Here is a 15,306-nt window from a genome sequence, read left to right on the forward strand (position 1 = left end):
GCTCCTACGCCTCGGCTCCGGGCGAGCTCGGGACCGCCCGGGGCTTGAGACGGCAGCGGGCCGGGCCGGCCGCCTGGAGGGTGATCGCGGGGGCGACGGGCACCACGGTGTCGACGGCCTCGAACGCGTGGCGCTGGAGGATCATCGCCAGCGCGATCACGGACTCCAGCATCGAGAAGTGCTGGCCGATGCACGCGCGCGGGCCGCCGCCGAACGGGAACCAGGCGTAGCGGGGGCGGGCGGCCTCCGCCTCGGGCGTGAAGCGGTCGGGGTCGAAGCGCTCCGCGTCCTCCCAGTAGTCGGGGTGGCGGTGGGTGACCCAGGGAGCGACGATGACGTCCGCGCCGGCCGGGATGGTGACGCCGCCGATCTGCGTGGCGACGACGGCGCGGCGCCCGATGGCCGGGGCGGCCGGGAAGAGCCGCATGGCCTCCTTGAGGACCTGGGTGACGTAGGGCAGCGCGTCGAGGTCGGCGGCGCCGGGCGTACGGCCTCCGAGGACCCGGTCGACCTCTTCGTGGGCCCGCTTCTGCTCCTCCGGGTGGAGGGCGAGGAGGTGGAGGGCGAAGCCGAGGGAGGTGGCGGTCGTCTCGTGTCCGGCGAGGAGGAAGACGAGGACCTGCTCGCGCAGTTCGGTCGCGTCGAAGCTGCCGTCCTCGGCGCTCTCGGCCTCGACGAGGAGGGTGAGCAGGTCGTGGCCGTCGCCGGAGGCCTCGCCGGAGGTCCGCCGCTGGGCGATGATGCGGTCGCAGACCTCGTACAGCGCCTGGTGGACGGCGTCGGCGCGGCGGTTGCCGGGGGTGGGCCAGTCCCGGGGGACGTTGAGCGGGGAGTAGCCGCGGCGCAGGACGTAGGCGCCGAGTTCGGGGAAGCTCTTCTCGACGATCTCGACGGCCGCGTCGACGTCCGTGCCGAAGAGGATGCGGGCGACGGCGCGCAGGGCGAGCCGGGCCATGTCCTGGAGGACGTCGACGGATTCGGCGCCGCCGTCCCGCCACTCCTCGGTGAGGGTGGTGACCTCGGCGGCGATGGCGGAGGCGTAGCCGTCGACGCGGCGGCGGGTGAAGAGGGGCTGGACGAGCCGGCGCTGGCGCAGGTAGTCCTCGTCCTGGCTGGTGAGCAGCCCGTTGCCGAAGGACTCGCGGATCTCCTGGTAGAAGGCGTTGTCCTTGCGGAAGTTGGCCGACTCCCCGGCGAGGACCTGCTGGACTCCGTCGGCGGAGAAGACGCCGTAGACGGTGGCGCGGATACCGGGCGGTCCCGCGGTGATCCGTACGACGTCGCCGTGCTCGCGTTGGGCGCGCAGGAAGGTGCCGAGGGAGTCGTTCTTGAGGTCGAACATGGAGCCGAGCAGCGGAAGTCCCGCGAGTTCGGGCGCTTCGGTTCCGGTGGTGATGGTCATGAACGGTTCCCCTCGATCGTCACCTGACGCGTGATTGTCCCCCAGGAGGTGACCCACGGGTAGGGATGCCCGAACGGCCGACCGGTTCGGGCCTTGTTGGCTCGAATCGGCCGACTGTCAGTGGTGTCTGGGAGGCTCGTCGCATGGAACGCCCCGAGCTCACGCTGCAACTGACCATCGACTGCGCCGACCCCCAGCGGCTCGTGCCGTTCTGGCTGGAGGCCCTGCGGTACGTCCCCGACCCGCCGCCCGAGGGCCACACCACCTGGCGGGCGTACTGGGAGGCGATCGGCGTCCCCGAGGACGAGCTGGGCGAGCACGCCGGGGAGCTTCCGGAATCCATCGTGGACCCGAAGGGCGTGGGCCCCCGGGTCTGGTTCCAGGCCGTCCCGGAACCGAAGACCGTCAAGAACCGCGTCCATCTGGACCTCAAGGTCGGCGGCGGCCGCGGGGTGCCGCTCGCCCTGCGCCGCGAGCGCGTGGACGGCGAGGTGTCCCGGCTGACGGCGATCGGCGCGACGATCCTGTACTCGATGGACGAGCCGAACGGCATGGACTACTACGCGGTGGTCCTCCAGGACCCGGAGGGCAACGAGTTCTGTCTCGTCTGACATCCCGCCCGGCAGGGCCGGCCGAGGTCCGTGGCGGACCGCGTCGCGCGGGATCGCGCGGGTGAGAGGAACGGGAGACAAGGTGGCCGAGACGACGGTGGCCGAGGTGATGGCCGAGCTGGCCGCGCTGGAGGACCCGAAGGCGCGCGCGGTGAACGAGAGACACGGCGACGACCATGGGGTGAACCTCGGCAAGCTGCGCGCGCTCGCGAAGCGGCTGAAGACGCAGCAGGACCTCGCGGAGGACCTCTGGGAGACGGGCGACACCGCGGCGAGACTGCTGGCGATCCTGATCTGCCGCCCGAAGGCCTTCGGGCGGGACGAGCTGGAAGCCATGCTCCGCGGGGCGCGTACGCCCAAGGTGCACGACTGGCTCGTGAACTACGTGGTGAAGAAGAGCCCGCACGCCGAGGAGCTGCGTCGGGCGTGGATCGCCGACCCGGATCCGGTGGTCGCGAGCGCCGGCTGGGCCCTGACCACCGAGCGGGTGGCGAAGAAGCCCGAAGGCCTCGACCTCGACGCGCTGCTCGACGTCGTCGAGGCGGAGATGAAGGACGCCCCGGACCGTCTCCAGTGGGCGATGAACCACTGTCTGGCCCAGATCGGGATCGAGCACCCCGAGCAGCGCGCCCGGGCGCTGGGCATCGGTGAGCGCCTGGAGGTCCTCAAGGACTACCCGACGCCCCCGGGCTGCACGTCTCCGTTCGCGCCCGTCTGGATCACCGAGATGGTGCGCCGCCGGGAGGGTCCCTAGCGCGGTCCGGGCCGGCCGGCTCTGCGGTGGCCCGGAAGGGCAGGACCCTCCGCAGAGCCGGATCGGCCTCGGGCGGTTACTTGGCGATGGCCCGGCTGATCACCATGCGCTGGATCTCGCTGGTGCCCTCGAAGATCGTGTAGATGGCCGCGTCGCGGTGCATGCGCTCCACCGGGTACTCGCGGGTGTAGCCGTTGCCGCCGAGGATCTGGATGGCCTGGGCCGTGACCTTCTTGGCGACCTCGCTCGCGTACAGCTTGGACATGGAGCCCTCCGCCGCGGTGAAGGGCTTGCCGGCCGTCGCCATCCAGGAGGCGCGCCAGACCAGGAGGCGGGCCGCGTCGATCTGGGTGGCCATGTCGGCGAGCTGGAAGGCGACGCCCTGGTTCTCGATGATCGGGCGGCCGAACTGGACACGCGTCTTCGCGTAGTCGAGGGCGACCTCGTACGCGGCGCGGGCGGTGCCGACGGCCATGGCGCCGACCGCCGGGCGGGAGGCCTCGAAGGTGGCCATGGCGGCGTTCTTCACGCGCTCGCCGCCACCGGCCTTGGCCTTCTCACGGGCCCGGGCCAGGCGCTCGTCCAGCTTCTCCTTGCCGCCGAGGAGGCAGTGGCCGGGGACGCGGACGTCCTCCAGGACGACCTCGGCGGTGTGGGAGGCCCGGATGCCGTGCTTCTGGAACTTCTGGCCCTGGGAGAGACCGGGGGTGTTCGGCGGCACGATGAAGGACGCGTGGCCCTTGGAGCCGAGCTCGGGGTCGACGACGGCGACGACGACGTGGACGTTGGCGATGCCGCCGTTGGTCGCCCAGGTCTTGGTGCCGTTGAGCACCCACTCGTCGGTGGCCTGGTCGTAGACGGCGCGGGTACGCATCGAGGCGACGTCCGAGCCGGCGTCGGGCTCGGACGAGCAGAACGCGGCCACCTTGACGTCGTTGGCGTCGCCGTACATCTGCGGGACCCAGGTGCCGATCTGCTCCTCGGTGCCGTTGGCGAGCACGCCGACGGCGGCGAGGCCCGTGCCCACGATGGAGAGCGCGATGCCGGCGTCGCCCCAGAAGAGCTCCTCCATCGCCATGGGGATGCCGAGGCCCGTCGGGTCGAAGAACTGCTGGGCATAGAAATCGAGAGAGTAGATGCCGATCTTGGCCGCTTCCTGGATGATCGGCCAGGGAGTCTCCTCACGCTCGTCCCATTCGGCGGCCGCGGGGCGCATCACATCGGCGGCGAAGCCGTGGAGCCAGTCGCGGACCTGCTTCTGGTCATCGTTGAGTTCGAGCGTGAACTCGCCCATATTCCCTCCCAGCTGTACGTTACTTGCGGTAACACCAGTGTGTTACCGGCGGGTACAAGCTGTCAACCTGCGGGGAAGCGGTTCGGCCCGACCGGCACCGAGGACCGGCCGGGTGTTACGTTGCGACAGCCTCACGGAATCGCACGGGCGGGGAGACACGCTTATGGACATCGCACACCGGACCACCGACCAGCAGACGCCCGCCGAACAGCGGCGCCGCGAACTGCTGGAGGCGGCGGACCGGGTGGTGCTCCGGGACGGCCCCAAGGCGTCGATGAACGCGATCGCGGCCGAGGCCGGCATCACCAAGCCGATCCTCTACCGCCACTTCGGCGACAAGGGCGGCCTCTACCGCGCCCTCGCCATCCGGCACACGGACGCCCTCCTCGCCGCCCTGCGGGCCGCGCTCGACGCGCCCTCCGACCGCCGTCGCCGCGTCGAGTCCACCCTCGACACCTACCTCGCCTCGATCGAGGCGATGCCCCAGGTCTACCGCTTCCTCATGCACCCCGCGGAGGAGCCGCACCAGACCGAGCAGGGCTTCGACGTGGGCCGCCACTCCGCCCCGCTGCTCCGGCGGATGGGCGAGGAGCTCGGCCAGGTCATCGCCGAACGCGTCGACCTCGGCCCCGGCGCGGAGGCCCAGGCCCGGATCTGGGGACACGGAATCGTCGGCATGATGCACGCGGCCGGCGACTGGTGGCTCGGCGAGCGCCCCTGCTCCCGCGCCGACCTCGTCCGCAGCCTGGCGGACCTCCTGTGGGGCCGGCTCGCCCAGGCACCGGACCTCCCGGGCGGCCCCGGGTTCTAGGGAGTGAGGCCTCCGGGCCCCTCGGACTTCCGGCCCCCGTCAGCCCTCCAGCACCCCGACTCCGCTCCCCCACGGCTGCTTGCGGATCGCGCGGATCAGACGTGACTTGCGCCACCCCGTGACGTGGTCCGCGTAGACCCCGCCCTCCAGGTGATCGGTCTCGTGCTGGAGGCAGCGGGCGAAGAAACCCGTGCCCTCCACCCGTACCGGAGTCCCGTCCACCCGTACGCCCTCGACCACCGCACGGTCGTAACGAGGCGTCGGGGCCTCAAGGCCCGGCAGGGAGAGGCAGCCCTCCGCACCCCGGAACAGGTCGCCGTCCGCCTCCACCAGGCGCGGGTTCACGACATGTCCCAGGTGGCGGGTCTCCTCGTCGTCGGGGCAGTCGTACACGAAGACGCGCAGGCCCACGCCCACCTGGTTCGCCGCCAGGCCGACGCCGTTCGCCGCGTACATCGTGGCGAACATGTCCTCGACGAGCAGGGCCAGTTCGGGCCCGAAGTCGGTGACGGGCGCGCAGGGAGTGTGCAGCACGGGGTCGCCGAGCAGAGTCATCGCTCGGACCTGACCGGAACTGCCGGGGATGGGGCGGTTTCGCATGGCGGTAAGGGTACGGTCCGCCGTGACCTGGCTGTTTCGCGCGGCCGCTCGGCGGTGCCGCTGTTCGGGCTGCTGGCCGGATCTCGATAGGCTGAGCCCGGACCGACGCAAGGAGGAACAAGAACGATGTCAGGACACCCCGGTAATCCAGAGCCGCTGTCGCCGCGCGCCAAGCTGGCCGTGACGGCGGGCAGGGCCGCGGCCGCGGTGTCGCGTGCGGCGGGACGCGGCAGCGGATCGGTGATCGGCGGCAAGGTGGCGCTGAAGCTCGACCCCGACCTGCTCGGCCGGCTCGCACAGCATCTGGACGTCGTCCTGGTGTCGGCGACCAACGGCAAGACGACGACGACCCGGCTGATCGCGGAGGCCCTGCGCGCCGCCGGCCCCGTCGTCTCGAACGCCCTCGGCGCCAACATGCCCGCCGGCATCACCTCGGCGCTGGCCGGCGGCTCGGACTCCAAGTTCGGCGTCATCGAGGTCGACGAGAAATACCTCGCCGGCGTCGCCCGTGACACCACGCCCAAGGTGATCGCGCTGCTCAACCTCTCGCGCGACCAGCTCGACCGTGCCGCCGAGACCCGGATGCTCGCCGAGAAGTGGCGCGAGGGTCTCAACGGCACGAAGGCCGTCGTCGTCGCGAACGCCGACGACCCGCTCATCGTGTGGGCCGCCTCCTCCTCCCCGAACGTGGTGTGGGTGGCAGCGGGCCAGGAGTGGAAGGACGACGCCTGGTCGTGCCCCGCCTGTGGCGGCGTGATGCAGCGACCGGGCGACGACTGGTTCTGCGGCGAGTGCGGCTTCCGCCGTCCCGCGCCGAGCTGGGCGCTCAGCGGCGACCACGTGCTCGACCCGCACGGTTCGGCCTGGCCGATCCGTCTGCAGCTGCCCGGCCGCGCCAACAAGGCGAACGCCGCGACCTCGGCCGCCGTCGCCGCCGTCTTCGGGGTGCCGCCGCAGGTGGCCCTGGAGCGCATGTACCAGGTGCAGGCCGTCGCCGGACGCTACGACGTCGTGTCCTTCCAGGGCCGTGAGCTGCGTCTGCTGCTCGCGAAGAACCCGGCCGGCTGGCTCGAAACGTTTTCCCTCATCGACGGGCCGCCCGCTCCGGTGATCCTCTCCGTCAACGCGCGCGGCGCCGACGGCACGGACACCTCCTGGCTGTGGGACGTGGACTACGGCCGGCTCGCCGGCCACCCGATCATGGTGATCGGCGACCGGAAGCTGGACCTCGCGGTCCGCCTGGAGGTCGCGGGTGTGGACTTCCGCGTCTGCGAGACGCTGGACGAGGCCGTCGCGATGGCCCCGCCCGGGCAGATCGAGCTGATCGCCAACTACACCGCCTTCCAGGACGTCCGCCGCCGCGTCGGCAACTGACCCGTAGAGGACTTGCAGCATGAGTGACAGCAGCCTGCGCCTGGTCTGGGTCTACCCGGACCTGCTCAGCACCTACGGCGACCAGGGCAACGTCCTCGTCGTCCAGCGCCGTGCCGAACAGCGCGGCCTCAGCGTCGAGCGCGTCGACGTCCGAAGCGACCAGCCGGTGCCGACCTCGGGCGACATCTATCTGATCGGCGGCGGCGAGGACCGTCCGCAGCGGCTCGCGGCCGAGCGGCTGCGGCGGGACGGCGGCCTGAGCCGGGCCGCCTCCAACGGCGCGATCATCTTCTCGGTCTGCGCCGGGTACCAGATCCTGGGCCACGAGTTCATCAACGACCTCGGCGAGCGCGAGGCCGGTCTCGGCCTCATCGACGTGATCTCGACGCGTGGCGAAGGCGCCCGCTGCGTCGGCGACGTCCTCGCGGACATCGACCCGCGACTGGGCCTCCCCCAGCTGACGGGCTTCGAGAACCACCAGGGCATCACCCATCTCGGCCCGACGGCCCGGCCGTTCGCCCGGACCGTCTTCGGCAACGGCAACGGGACCGGCGACGGCACCGAGGGCGCGTACAACGACACCGTCTTCGGTACGTACATGCACGGCCCCGTCATGGCCCGAAACCCGCAGATCGCGGACCTGCTCCTGAAGCTGGCCCTCGATGTGAACGCGCTGCCGCCGACCGACGACCGCTGGTACGAGGCACTGCGCGCCGAGCGCATCGCGGCCGCCACGCAGCCCGCCTAGGACAGGTCCGAAGGCAACACACGCACCGCCGTTGGTCCCTCGTACGAACGTACGTTGTCCACTGTGCGGACATCCGGTTCGGCCCCGCCACCCTGCGGCGATAGGGTGGCGGGGATCCAGCCGGACGACGTGGTCCGGGAGTCGGCCCACGTTGCAAAGGTTTTTGGGCTATGCGCATTGGCGTGCTCACCTCCGGCGGAGACTGCCCCGGTCTGAACGCTGTCATCCGTTCCGTCGTGCACCGAGCCGTCGTCGACCACGGCGACGAGGTCATCGGCTTCCTCGACGGGTGGAAGGGCCTGCTGGAGTGCGACTACCGCAAGCTCGACCTCGAAGCGGTGGGCGGCATCCTGGCCCGTGGCGGCACCATCCTCGGTTCCTCGCGGGTCCAGCCCGCGCACCTGGTCGACGGCGTCGAGCGCGCCCGCGGCCATGTCGCCGACCTGGGACTCGACGCGATCATCCCGATCGGCGGCGAGGGCACCCTCAAGGCGGCGAACCTGCTGTCCGAAGCGGGCCTCCCGATCGTCGGTGTCCCGAAGACCATCGACAACGACATCGCCTCCACCGACGTCACCTTCGGCTTCGACACGGCCGTGACCGTCGCCACCGAGGCCCTCGACCGGCTGAAGACCACCGCCGAGTCCCACCAGCGGGTCCTCGTCGTCGAGGTCATGGGCCGTCACACCGGCTGGATAGCGCTGCACTCCGGCATGGCCGCCGGCGCGCACGCCGTGGTGGTCCCCGAGCGTCCCTTCGACATGGACGAGCTGACCGCCCGGGTCGGCGAGCGGTTCGAAGCCGGCAAGCGGTTCGCGATCGTGGTCGTCGCCGAGGGCGCGAAGCCGCGTGAGGGCTCGATGGAGTTCAAGACCGCCGGCACCGACATCTACGGCCACGAGCGCTTCACCGGGATCGCCAACCAGCTCTCCGTGGAGCTGGAGCGGCGGCTCGGCAAGGAGGCCCGTCCGGTGATCCTGGGTCACGTCCAGCGCGGCGGCACCCCGACCGCGTACGACCGGGTCCTCGCGACCCGCTTCGGCTGGCACGCGGTCGAGGCCGCGCACCGCGGCGAGTTCGGCATGCTGACGGCGCTGCGCGGCACGGACATCACCATGGTCCCGCTGGCCCAGGCCGTGGAGAGCCTCAAGACGGTCCCCGCCGACCGCTACGCCGAGGCCGAGTGCGTGATCTGAGCCACGCCCGCGCGTGACACCGCCCCCGGTCGCAGTCGCGGCCGGGGGCGGTTCTAGTCTGGTGCGGACAACAAGCGCGAATCGGGCTCCAGGAGTGCACACGATGGATCACAGCGGGCACGGCATGACCACGGATCTGCCGCCGTTCACGCTGGGACGGGGCCTGGAGTTCTCTCCCGACCTGTTCTTCCTGATCGGTTGCCTCGCGGCGCTCGGTCTGTACGGCTGGGGCGTGGCGCGGCTGCGGCGGCGCGGGGACGCGTGGCCGGTGAGCCGGACGGTGTTCTTCGCGGTCGGCGTGCTGACCATCGCGCTCGTCATGTGCACCAAGCTCAACGACTACGGCATGGTCATGTTCAGCGTGCACATGGTCCAGCACATGGTGATCTCCATGCTGTCACCGATCCTGCTGCTGCTCGGTGCGCCGGTGACGCTGGCCCTGCGGGCGCTGCCGGTGGCGGGCCGGGGCTCGACGGGGCCGCGCGAGCTGCTCCTGAAGCTGCTGCACAGCCGGTACATGAAGGTGATCACGCACCCCGGCTTCACGATCCCGATGTTCATCGCGAGCCTGTACGCGCTGTACTTCACGCCGCTCTTCGACTTCCTGATGGGCTCGAAGCCGGGCCACATCGGGATGATGGTCCACTTCCTGATGGTGGGCGTGGTCTTCTTCTGGCCGATCATGGGCGTCGACCCGGGTCCGCACCGGCCGGGCTACGTGATGCGGATGCTGGAGCTGTTCGCGGGCATGCCGTTCCACGCCTTCTTCGGCATCGCGCTGATGATGGCCTCGGAGCCGATGGTCAAGACGTACCAGAGCCCGCCGGTCTCGCTGGGGATCGACGCCCTCACCGACCAGAACGCGGCGGGCGGCATCGCCTGGGCGTTCAGCGAGATCCCGTCGGTGCTGGTGCTGATCGCGCTGGTCTACCAGTGGTACCACTCCGAGCAGCGACAGGCGGTCCGTCTGGACCGGGCCGCCGACCGGGACGGGGACAAGGAGCTGGAGGCGTACAACGCGTACCTCGCCTCGCTCCGGACCGGTGGTCGGTGACGATCCGCGCGCGGTGAGCGGTCCTTTGCCGGGCCCGGTGTCGACCTCGTACGAGGTCGACACCGGGCCCGGTTCCGTTTCCGGCGCACGCCGGAGCGTCCGGGGAGTAGCGCGCGCCCCTCTCGGGGGGTGACCATGGCCTGGACGGCTTCCACGATCTCGGTCGGGAGGAGGGCGGACTGATGTCCGGTGGCACGAAGACGATGGCGGTGCTCACCTGCGCCGCGGTGGTGCTGACCACGGCCTACACGGTGGCGCTCGGCAGCAGCGGCTGGCTCTGGTTCGGCTCGGTGGTGCTCGCCGTGGCGACGATCGGCCTGGCCGCGTCGGACAGCGCGACCCCGTCCGGTCCGCAACCACGGCCACCGGCCGGCCCGGGGGCCGCACGCCCTTAGGGATGTCCCTGGGCGGTCCGGCGAGGTGGGTGTCCCCGGGCGGACCCTGAGCGGACCGGCGAGGCCGACTCTGCCCCGGCGGCCCGGTCGGGCCATGGGCGCCGAAGGTCACGTCCGGCCGTCCGGCGCCGAAGGTCACGCCGGACCGTCCGGCGCGAAGGTCATGTCCGGCCGAGGTCCGCCTCAGGACGGCAGGTTCTGCTCCGCCCAGACGACCTTGCCCGAGACCGTGCGGCAGGATCCCCATCTGCGGCACAGCATGTTGATCAGCTGGAGGCCCCGGCCACCCTCGTCGCTGAGGTCCGCGTGCTGGATCTGAGGCAGGTCGGGGCCCGTGTCCGAGACCTCCACGACGAGCCGGTCACCGCGCAGCAGCCGGAGCTCACCGGGGCCGTTGCCGTAGCGCAGCGCGTTGCCGACCAGCTCGGAGACGACGAGCTCACACACGTCGGCCAGCTCCGCGAGGCCCCACGCGGCGAGCTGGTCCGTGACCAGGCCCCGCGCCACGGACGCGGCCCGACCCTCCTGGGGCAACCGCCAGACACGGAGGTCGGCCGGGTCGGCCGGGGTGGTCGTCGCTCCGAGGAGCACCGCCTCGTCGAAGCGCGAGGCACCGGCCGGCGCCTGCTCCACTAGTCCGCCGCTCTCCAGGGCTGCGGGCCCCAGGCCGCGCGCCGCTGTCCGCAGGAGGTCCAGTTGATGGTCCAGGTCCGCGTGGCGGGACTTGACGAGGCCGTCCGTGTACATGACCAGATGGGCACTCTCCGGCACGGTCAGGCGCACCGGGTCGTACGGGATGACACCCGCGCCGAGCGGGGCGCCGACCGGCACGTCCACGAAGTCGGCGCCGCCCCGTCCGTCGAGCAGCAGCGGCGGCAGATGACCCGCGCTGGCGAGCGTGTACGTGGAGTCGACCGGGTCGTAGACCGCACAGAGGCAGGTGGCGACCTGCTCGTCCTCCAGGTCCCGGGTGGCGAGGTCGAGCCGGGCCAGGACGCGTTCGGGAGCCATGTCCAGGGCGATCAGGGTGCGGCCGACCGCGCGCAGCCGCCCCATCGTCGCTGCGGCGGCCAGACCGTGCCCCATGACGTCGCCCACCATGAGGGCCGTACGGCCGCTGGGCAGGGCCATCACGTCGTACCAGTCGCCGCCCACCCCGTGCTGGGCCGCCGAGGGCGCGTACTCGGCGTTCACGCGTAGTCCGGGGGTGACCGGCGTCGCGCGCGGCAGCAGGCTGCGCTGCAGCGCGACGACGTGGGCGCGCTCGCGCCCGTAGAGCCGAGCGTTGTCGATGAAGACGGCGGCCTGCGAGGCGAGCTGCTCCGCGAGCGCCAGGTCCGTGGAGGAGAACGGGGGCGTCCCCGGACCGCGCACGAAGTCGGCGCTGCCCAGGAGCAGCCCGCGGGCGATCAGCGGCACCGCCAGGTAGCTGTGCACCCCGGCGGCCCGCATCTTGTCCGCGGCGCTCCGGGTCGGCGCGACCTTGATGAAGTCGTCCTCCCGCATGCGGCTCAGGAGGACCGGTCTCCCCTGCCGCAGGCAGTACCGGTGGAGCAGCGTCTCGTGCTGCTCCACGCGGACGACGGAGGTCTCGCCCACGGGCGTGGGCTCCAGGGAGGTCAGCGACTCGATGGCAGAGATGGCGGTCGCGCGCGTCGGGGGGATGCCGGTGCCCGTCCACCGGGAGCCCTCTTCGCCCCGCAGGACGTCCTCCAGGATGTCCACGGCGGCGCCGTCGGCGAAGTCGGGGACGGTGAACTCGGCCAGCTCCTGGGCGGTGCGTTCCAGGTCGAGGGTGGTCCCGATGCTGGCGCTGGCCGAATTCAGCCAGGCGAGCCGTCCGCGGGTGGAGAGCGGGTCGAAGCCGGCTCCTTCGCCGTTCCGGCCGGGCCTCCCGCGACGCACGGCCGAGCGCAGCGCCGCGCTGCTTCCGGCCGTGGCCCTGCTGGTCAGGCGCCGTCGCCGGTTGCCGCCGTACACTCTCTCGGCCTCCAGACGGGTACGTGACGCATCGTGATGCACAGCATGCACCGGAAGGGGCCGTTGTGCACAGACATACGGATTGGCCGGTATTCGTTTGGCCCCTCGTCGTCTACGGCCGCGGCGCGAGGACCACCCAGACCTGGCCCGGGGCGAAGGTCATCGGCGCTCCGCTCGGGGTCGTGAACGTCGTGCCCGCCGTTGCCGAGGACCGCGACCAGCGGGCCTCGTGGGCGCGCCCGTCGCGCAGGACGAGCGCGGTGCCGCTGCCGACGGTCTCGGTGTACGGGGAGACGTTGCCGAGGAAGTCGTGGAAGCGCGAGGGGTGGATGTCGACGTACTGGACCACGACGGTCGCCGGCTTCAGCGGCCCGGCGTCGGTGGTCCGGGCCGGGCGGCCGTCCATCGCGACCCGCCAGGCCTTGTCCGCCGGAGCCCAGGTGAAGGTGTACCGGGCGGCGGGATAGCGCACGGTGCGTTCGTGGACCGGGGTACCGCCCTCGGGAGCCGGGCCGAAGCGGAAGCCGATGTCCTGGGCCAGGCCGGCTCCGGGGGCCGCCGCGAGGGCCCGTCCGGGCAGCAGGTACAGGTTGTGGGGTGCGGGCCGGGCCGCGCTGCGGGCGAAGGCCCGGGGCGCGTCCTCCGGGGGCAGTGCGTGCAGCGGCGCCGCCTTGAGCAGCGGTTTGAGGGCGGTCTGGGAGCCGGAGTAGGCGAGTGCCGGGTCGTCGAACTGTGCGAGCAGCTCCATGTCGGACTCGCGGGCGCTGCGGACGGGACCTGTCCGGTCCGGGAGCTGGGAGGAGAAGACCGCGAGGAGCCTCGTCTGGCCGCCCTCGACCTGCTCGACGTAGACCAGGTCGGCCGCGTCGAGTCCGGTGTGGGGGCGGGCGGCGGCCACGTTGTCGATCTTGACGGCGAGGACGGGGGCGGGTCGCGCCGGGAGCCCGGTGAACGGGGAGAGGCCGGTCGGGGCGGGTGTCGTGGTGGCGGGCGCGGGGCTCGTGGTGGCCGGCACGGGAGTCGGCGTGGGGGCCGGTTCCGGCGGGCCCGAGTCGGAGCAGCCGTACAGCCCGGCCGCCGCCACCGCGCACAGCAGCGCGGTGATGACGCGGCCGGGGCGCCTGGTTCCGCGCTCGCCCGTCATGATGACGCTCCCCCACCAGTGGACCACGGGCCCTCGCACGGATACAACGGGCTTGACGGACGACGAACGGGGGTCGCGGGTGTTCTACCACCTGATGAAGCACGTACTGCTCGGACCGCTCCTCAAGCTGCTGTTCAGGCCGCGGATCGAGGGTCTTGAGCACATCCCGGAGGAAGGTGCGGCGATCGTCGCGGGCAATCACCTCTCCTTCTCGGACCACTTCCTGATGCCGGTCGTCCTCGACCGGCGGATCACGTTCCTCGCGAAGCAGGAGTACTTCACGGGGCCGGGGATCAAGGGCCGGCTGACGGCCGCCTTCTTCCGGGCGGCCGGTCAGATCCCGGTCGACCGCTCGGGCAAGGAGGCGGGGAAGGCGGCGATCCGGGAGGGCCTCGGTGTGCTCGACAAGGGCGAGCTGCTCGGCATCTACCCGGAGGGGACGCGCTCGCACGACGGGCGGCTCTACAAGGGGAAGGTGGGCGTCGCGGTGATGGCGCTGACGGCCGGGGTGCCGGTGGTGCCCTGCGCGATGGTGGGGACCTTCGAGATCCAGCCGCCGGGGAAGGTCGTGCCGAGGATCCGCCGGGTCACGATCCGGTTCGGGGCGCCGCTGGACTTCTCCCGGTTCGCCGGGTCGGCGGGTGAGCGGGCGGTGGTCCGTGCGGTGACGGACGAGATCATGTACGAGATCCTCCGGTTGTCCGGCCAGGAGTACGTGGACGACTACGCGGCGGTGGTGAAGGCGGCGGAGGCGGAGGCGGAGGGCTGAGCCGTGGCGGGAGAGTTCCCGCGCCCCGGACGCTGTGAGCGGATCCGCGCTCGGCGCAAACCCCTGGGCCGCCGCACCGGGCGGCCGTAGCGTCACGATCATGACCAAGGGAACCGCGTTCGTTCTGGGTGGATCGGGACAAGTGGGGCGGGCGGCCGTGCGGGCGCTCGTCGCGGACGGCTGGGAGGTGACGGCCGCTTCACGGGGCGGCGGCAGGGACGAGAGGTGGCCGGACGAGGTCCGGTCGGTGGCGCTCGACCGGACCGGGGAGGGCGCGCTCGCGGCGGGCCTGGGCGAGGGTGTCGACGTGCTCGTCGACATCGTCGCGTACGACGCCGGGCACGGGCGGCAGCTGACGGGGCTCGCGGACCGGATCGGTTCGGCGGTGGTGGTGTCCAGCGGCGCCGTCTACGAGGACGCGCGGGGGCGCAGCTTCGACACCCAGGACCGGCCGGACGGCTTCCCCGACTATCCGCTGCCGATCCCGGAGGACTGGCGGACGGTGGCGCCCGGCGACGGCACGTACGGCACCCGGAAGGTGGCCCTTGAGCGGGAGTTGCTCGCGGCGGGCGACGCGCTGCCGACGACGGTGCTGCGGCCGGGTGCGATCCACGGGCCGTACTCCCCGGGTCCGCGCGAGCTGTGGTTCGTGAAGCGGGCGCTCGACGGGCGGCCGGTGCGCCTGCTCGCGTACGAGGGCACCTCGCGCTTCCACCCGGTGCACGTGGACAACCTCGCGGAGCTGGTCCGGCTGGCGGCGGCGAACCCGGGCAGCCGGGTGCTGAACGGCGGGGACCCCGAGGCGCCGACGGTGGCGGAGATCGGGGCGGCGATCGACGCGGTCATGGGTGTCAGCAGCGAGACGGTGCTGATCGAGGGCGCACCGCCGCAGGACATCGTGGGATCCACCCCGTGGACGGCGCCGCGTTCCGTGGTCTACGACATGGCGGCGGCGGAGCGGGAGTTGGGGTACAGGCCGGTGGTGTCGTACGCGGATTCGCTGCCGGAGACGGTCGCGTGGCTGACCGAGCGGGTTCTGGGCCGTGAGTGGCGGGAGGCGTTCCCCAATCTGGCGAAGTACGGGGTGGATCTCTTCGACTACGCGGCGGAGGACGCCTGGCTGGCGTCGCGGGGGTGACACGGATGAGGGGAGGGACGGCTGTCCCTCCCCTCA

Annotated in this window: 15 protein-coding genes; 10 read left to right on the forward strand and 5 right to left on the reverse strand. The window is 71.9% G+C overall.

Translation table 11 applies throughout. The annotated features are described in order from the left end of the window. Positions 1-4 precede the first annotated feature (4 nt). Positions 5-1,402 (reverse strand): cytochrome P450, encoded by a 1,398-nt coding sequence (locus tag OG514_RS37600; protein ID WP_266902686.1) that lies wholly within the window; start codon positions 1,400-1,402, stop codon positions 5-7. Between the two features lie 143 nt (positions 1,403-1,545). On the opposite strand from OG514_RS37600, the gene OG514_RS37605 reads away from it, so the two are divergent. Further along, a complete protein-coding gene (locus OG514_RS37605; RefSeq protein ID WP_266902688.1) occupies positions 1,546-2,013 on the forward strand; it encodes a VOC family protein in 468 nt (155 codons plus the stop codon). Between the two features lie 82 nt (positions 2,014-2,095). Further along, entirely contained in the window at positions 2,096-2,767 is a 672-nt protein-coding gene (locus OG514_RS37610) for a DNA alkylation repair protein (protein WP_266902690.1), read from the forward strand. Between the two features lie 76 nt (positions 2,768-2,843). Here OG514_RS37610 and OG514_RS37615 read toward each other — a convergent pair whose 3' ends face one another. Then, positions 2,844-4,061: an acyl-CoA dehydrogenase family protein gene (locus tag OG514_RS37615; protein WP_266902692.1), complete on the reverse strand. Its 1,218-nt coding sequence runs from the start codon at positions 4,059-4,061 to the stop codon at positions 2,844-2,846. 163 nt (positions 4,062-4,224) lie between these two features. Between OG514_RS37615 and OG514_RS37620 the strand changes: the two genes are divergently transcribed. Beyond that, on the forward strand, positions 4,225-4,872 hold the full coding sequence (locus tag OG514_RS37620; protein WP_266902694.1) for a TetR family transcriptional regulator: 648 nt from the start codon (positions 4,225-4,227) through the stop codon (positions 4,870-4,872). Between the two features lie 39 nt (positions 4,873-4,911). Here OG514_RS37620 and def read toward each other — a convergent pair whose 3' ends face one another. Further along, a complete protein-coding gene (gene def, locus OG514_RS37625) occupies positions 4,912-5,472 on the reverse strand; it encodes a peptide deformylase (protein ID WP_266902696.1) in 561 nt (186 codons plus the stop codon). 126 nt (positions 5,473-5,598) lie between these two features. Between def and OG514_RS37630 the strand changes: the two genes are divergently transcribed. The 5 genes from OG514_RS37630 to OG514_RS37650 all read left to right on the forward strand — a co-directional run bounded on the left by OG514_RS37630 (position 5,599) and on the right by OG514_RS37650 (position 10,239). Further along, a complete protein-coding gene (locus OG514_RS37630) occupies positions 5,599-6,846 on the forward strand; it encodes a MurT ligase domain-containing protein (RefSeq protein WP_266902698.1) in 1,248 nt (415 codons plus the stop codon). Positions 6,847-6,865: 19 nt separating this feature from the next. Then, positions 6,866-7,594 carry a type 1 glutamine amidotransferase gene (locus OG514_RS37635; protein WP_189803859.1) on the forward strand — a complete coding sequence of 243 codons (729 nt, stop codon included), beginning with the start codon at positions 6,866-6,868 and terminating at the stop codon, positions 7,592-7,594. Positions 7,595-7,764: 170 nt separating this feature from the next. After that, positions 7,765-8,790: a 6-phosphofructokinase gene (locus OG514_RS37640; protein WP_266902701.1), complete on the forward strand. Its 1,026-nt coding sequence runs from the start codon at positions 7,765-7,767 to the stop codon at positions 8,788-8,790. Between the two features lie 103 nt (positions 8,791-8,893). Next, positions 8,894-9,844 carry a cytochrome c oxidase assembly protein gene (locus OG514_RS37645; protein ID WP_266902703.1) on the forward strand — a complete coding sequence of 317 codons (951 nt, stop codon included), beginning with the start codon at positions 8,894-8,896 and terminating at the stop codon, positions 9,842-9,844. Positions 9,845-10,026: 182 nt separating this feature from the next. After that, positions 10,027-10,239, forward strand: a complete 213-nt coding sequence (locus tag OG514_RS37650; RefSeq protein ID WP_266902705.1) for a hypothetical protein — start codon at positions 10,027-10,029, stop codon at positions 10,237-10,239. A 183-nt stretch (positions 10,240-10,422) separates the two neighbouring features. Here OG514_RS37650 and OG514_RS37655 read toward each other — a convergent pair whose 3' ends face one another. Beyond that, positions 10,423-12,219: a SpoIIE family protein phosphatase gene (locus tag OG514_RS37655; RefSeq protein ID WP_266902707.1), complete on the reverse strand. Its 1,797-nt coding sequence runs from the start codon at positions 12,217-12,219 to the stop codon at positions 10,423-10,425. A 112-nt stretch (positions 12,220-12,331) separates the two neighbouring features. Further along, positions 12,332-13,363, reverse strand: coding sequence for a DUF3048 domain-containing protein (locus tag OG514_RS37660; protein WP_266902709.1), 1,032 nt, complete (start codon positions 13,361-13,363; stop codon positions 12,332-12,334). A gap of 79 nt (positions 13,364-13,442) precedes the next feature. Here OG514_RS37660 and OG514_RS37665 point away from each other — a divergent pair, with 79 nt between their 5' ends. Together OG514_RS37665 and OG514_RS37670 are read left to right on the forward strand one after the other, a co-directional pair. Beyond that, positions 13,443-14,132: a 1-acyl-sn-glycerol-3-phosphate acyltransferase gene (locus tag OG514_RS37665; protein WP_266903085.1), complete on the forward strand. Its 690-nt coding sequence runs from the start codon at positions 13,443-13,445 to the stop codon at positions 14,130-14,132. A gap of 100 nt (positions 14,133-14,232) precedes the next feature. After that, a complete protein-coding gene (locus OG514_RS37670) occupies positions 14,233-15,270 on the forward strand; it encodes an NAD(P)-dependent oxidoreductase (RefSeq protein WP_266902711.1) in 1,038 nt (345 codons plus the stop codon). The last annotated feature ends 36 nt before the right edge of the window (positions 15,271-15,306 follow it).

The sequence above is a fragment of the Streptomyces sp. NBC_00572 genome (genome assembly GCF_026341815.1).
GTDB lineage: Bacteria > Actinomycetota > Actinomycetes > Streptomycetales > Streptomycetaceae > Streptomyces.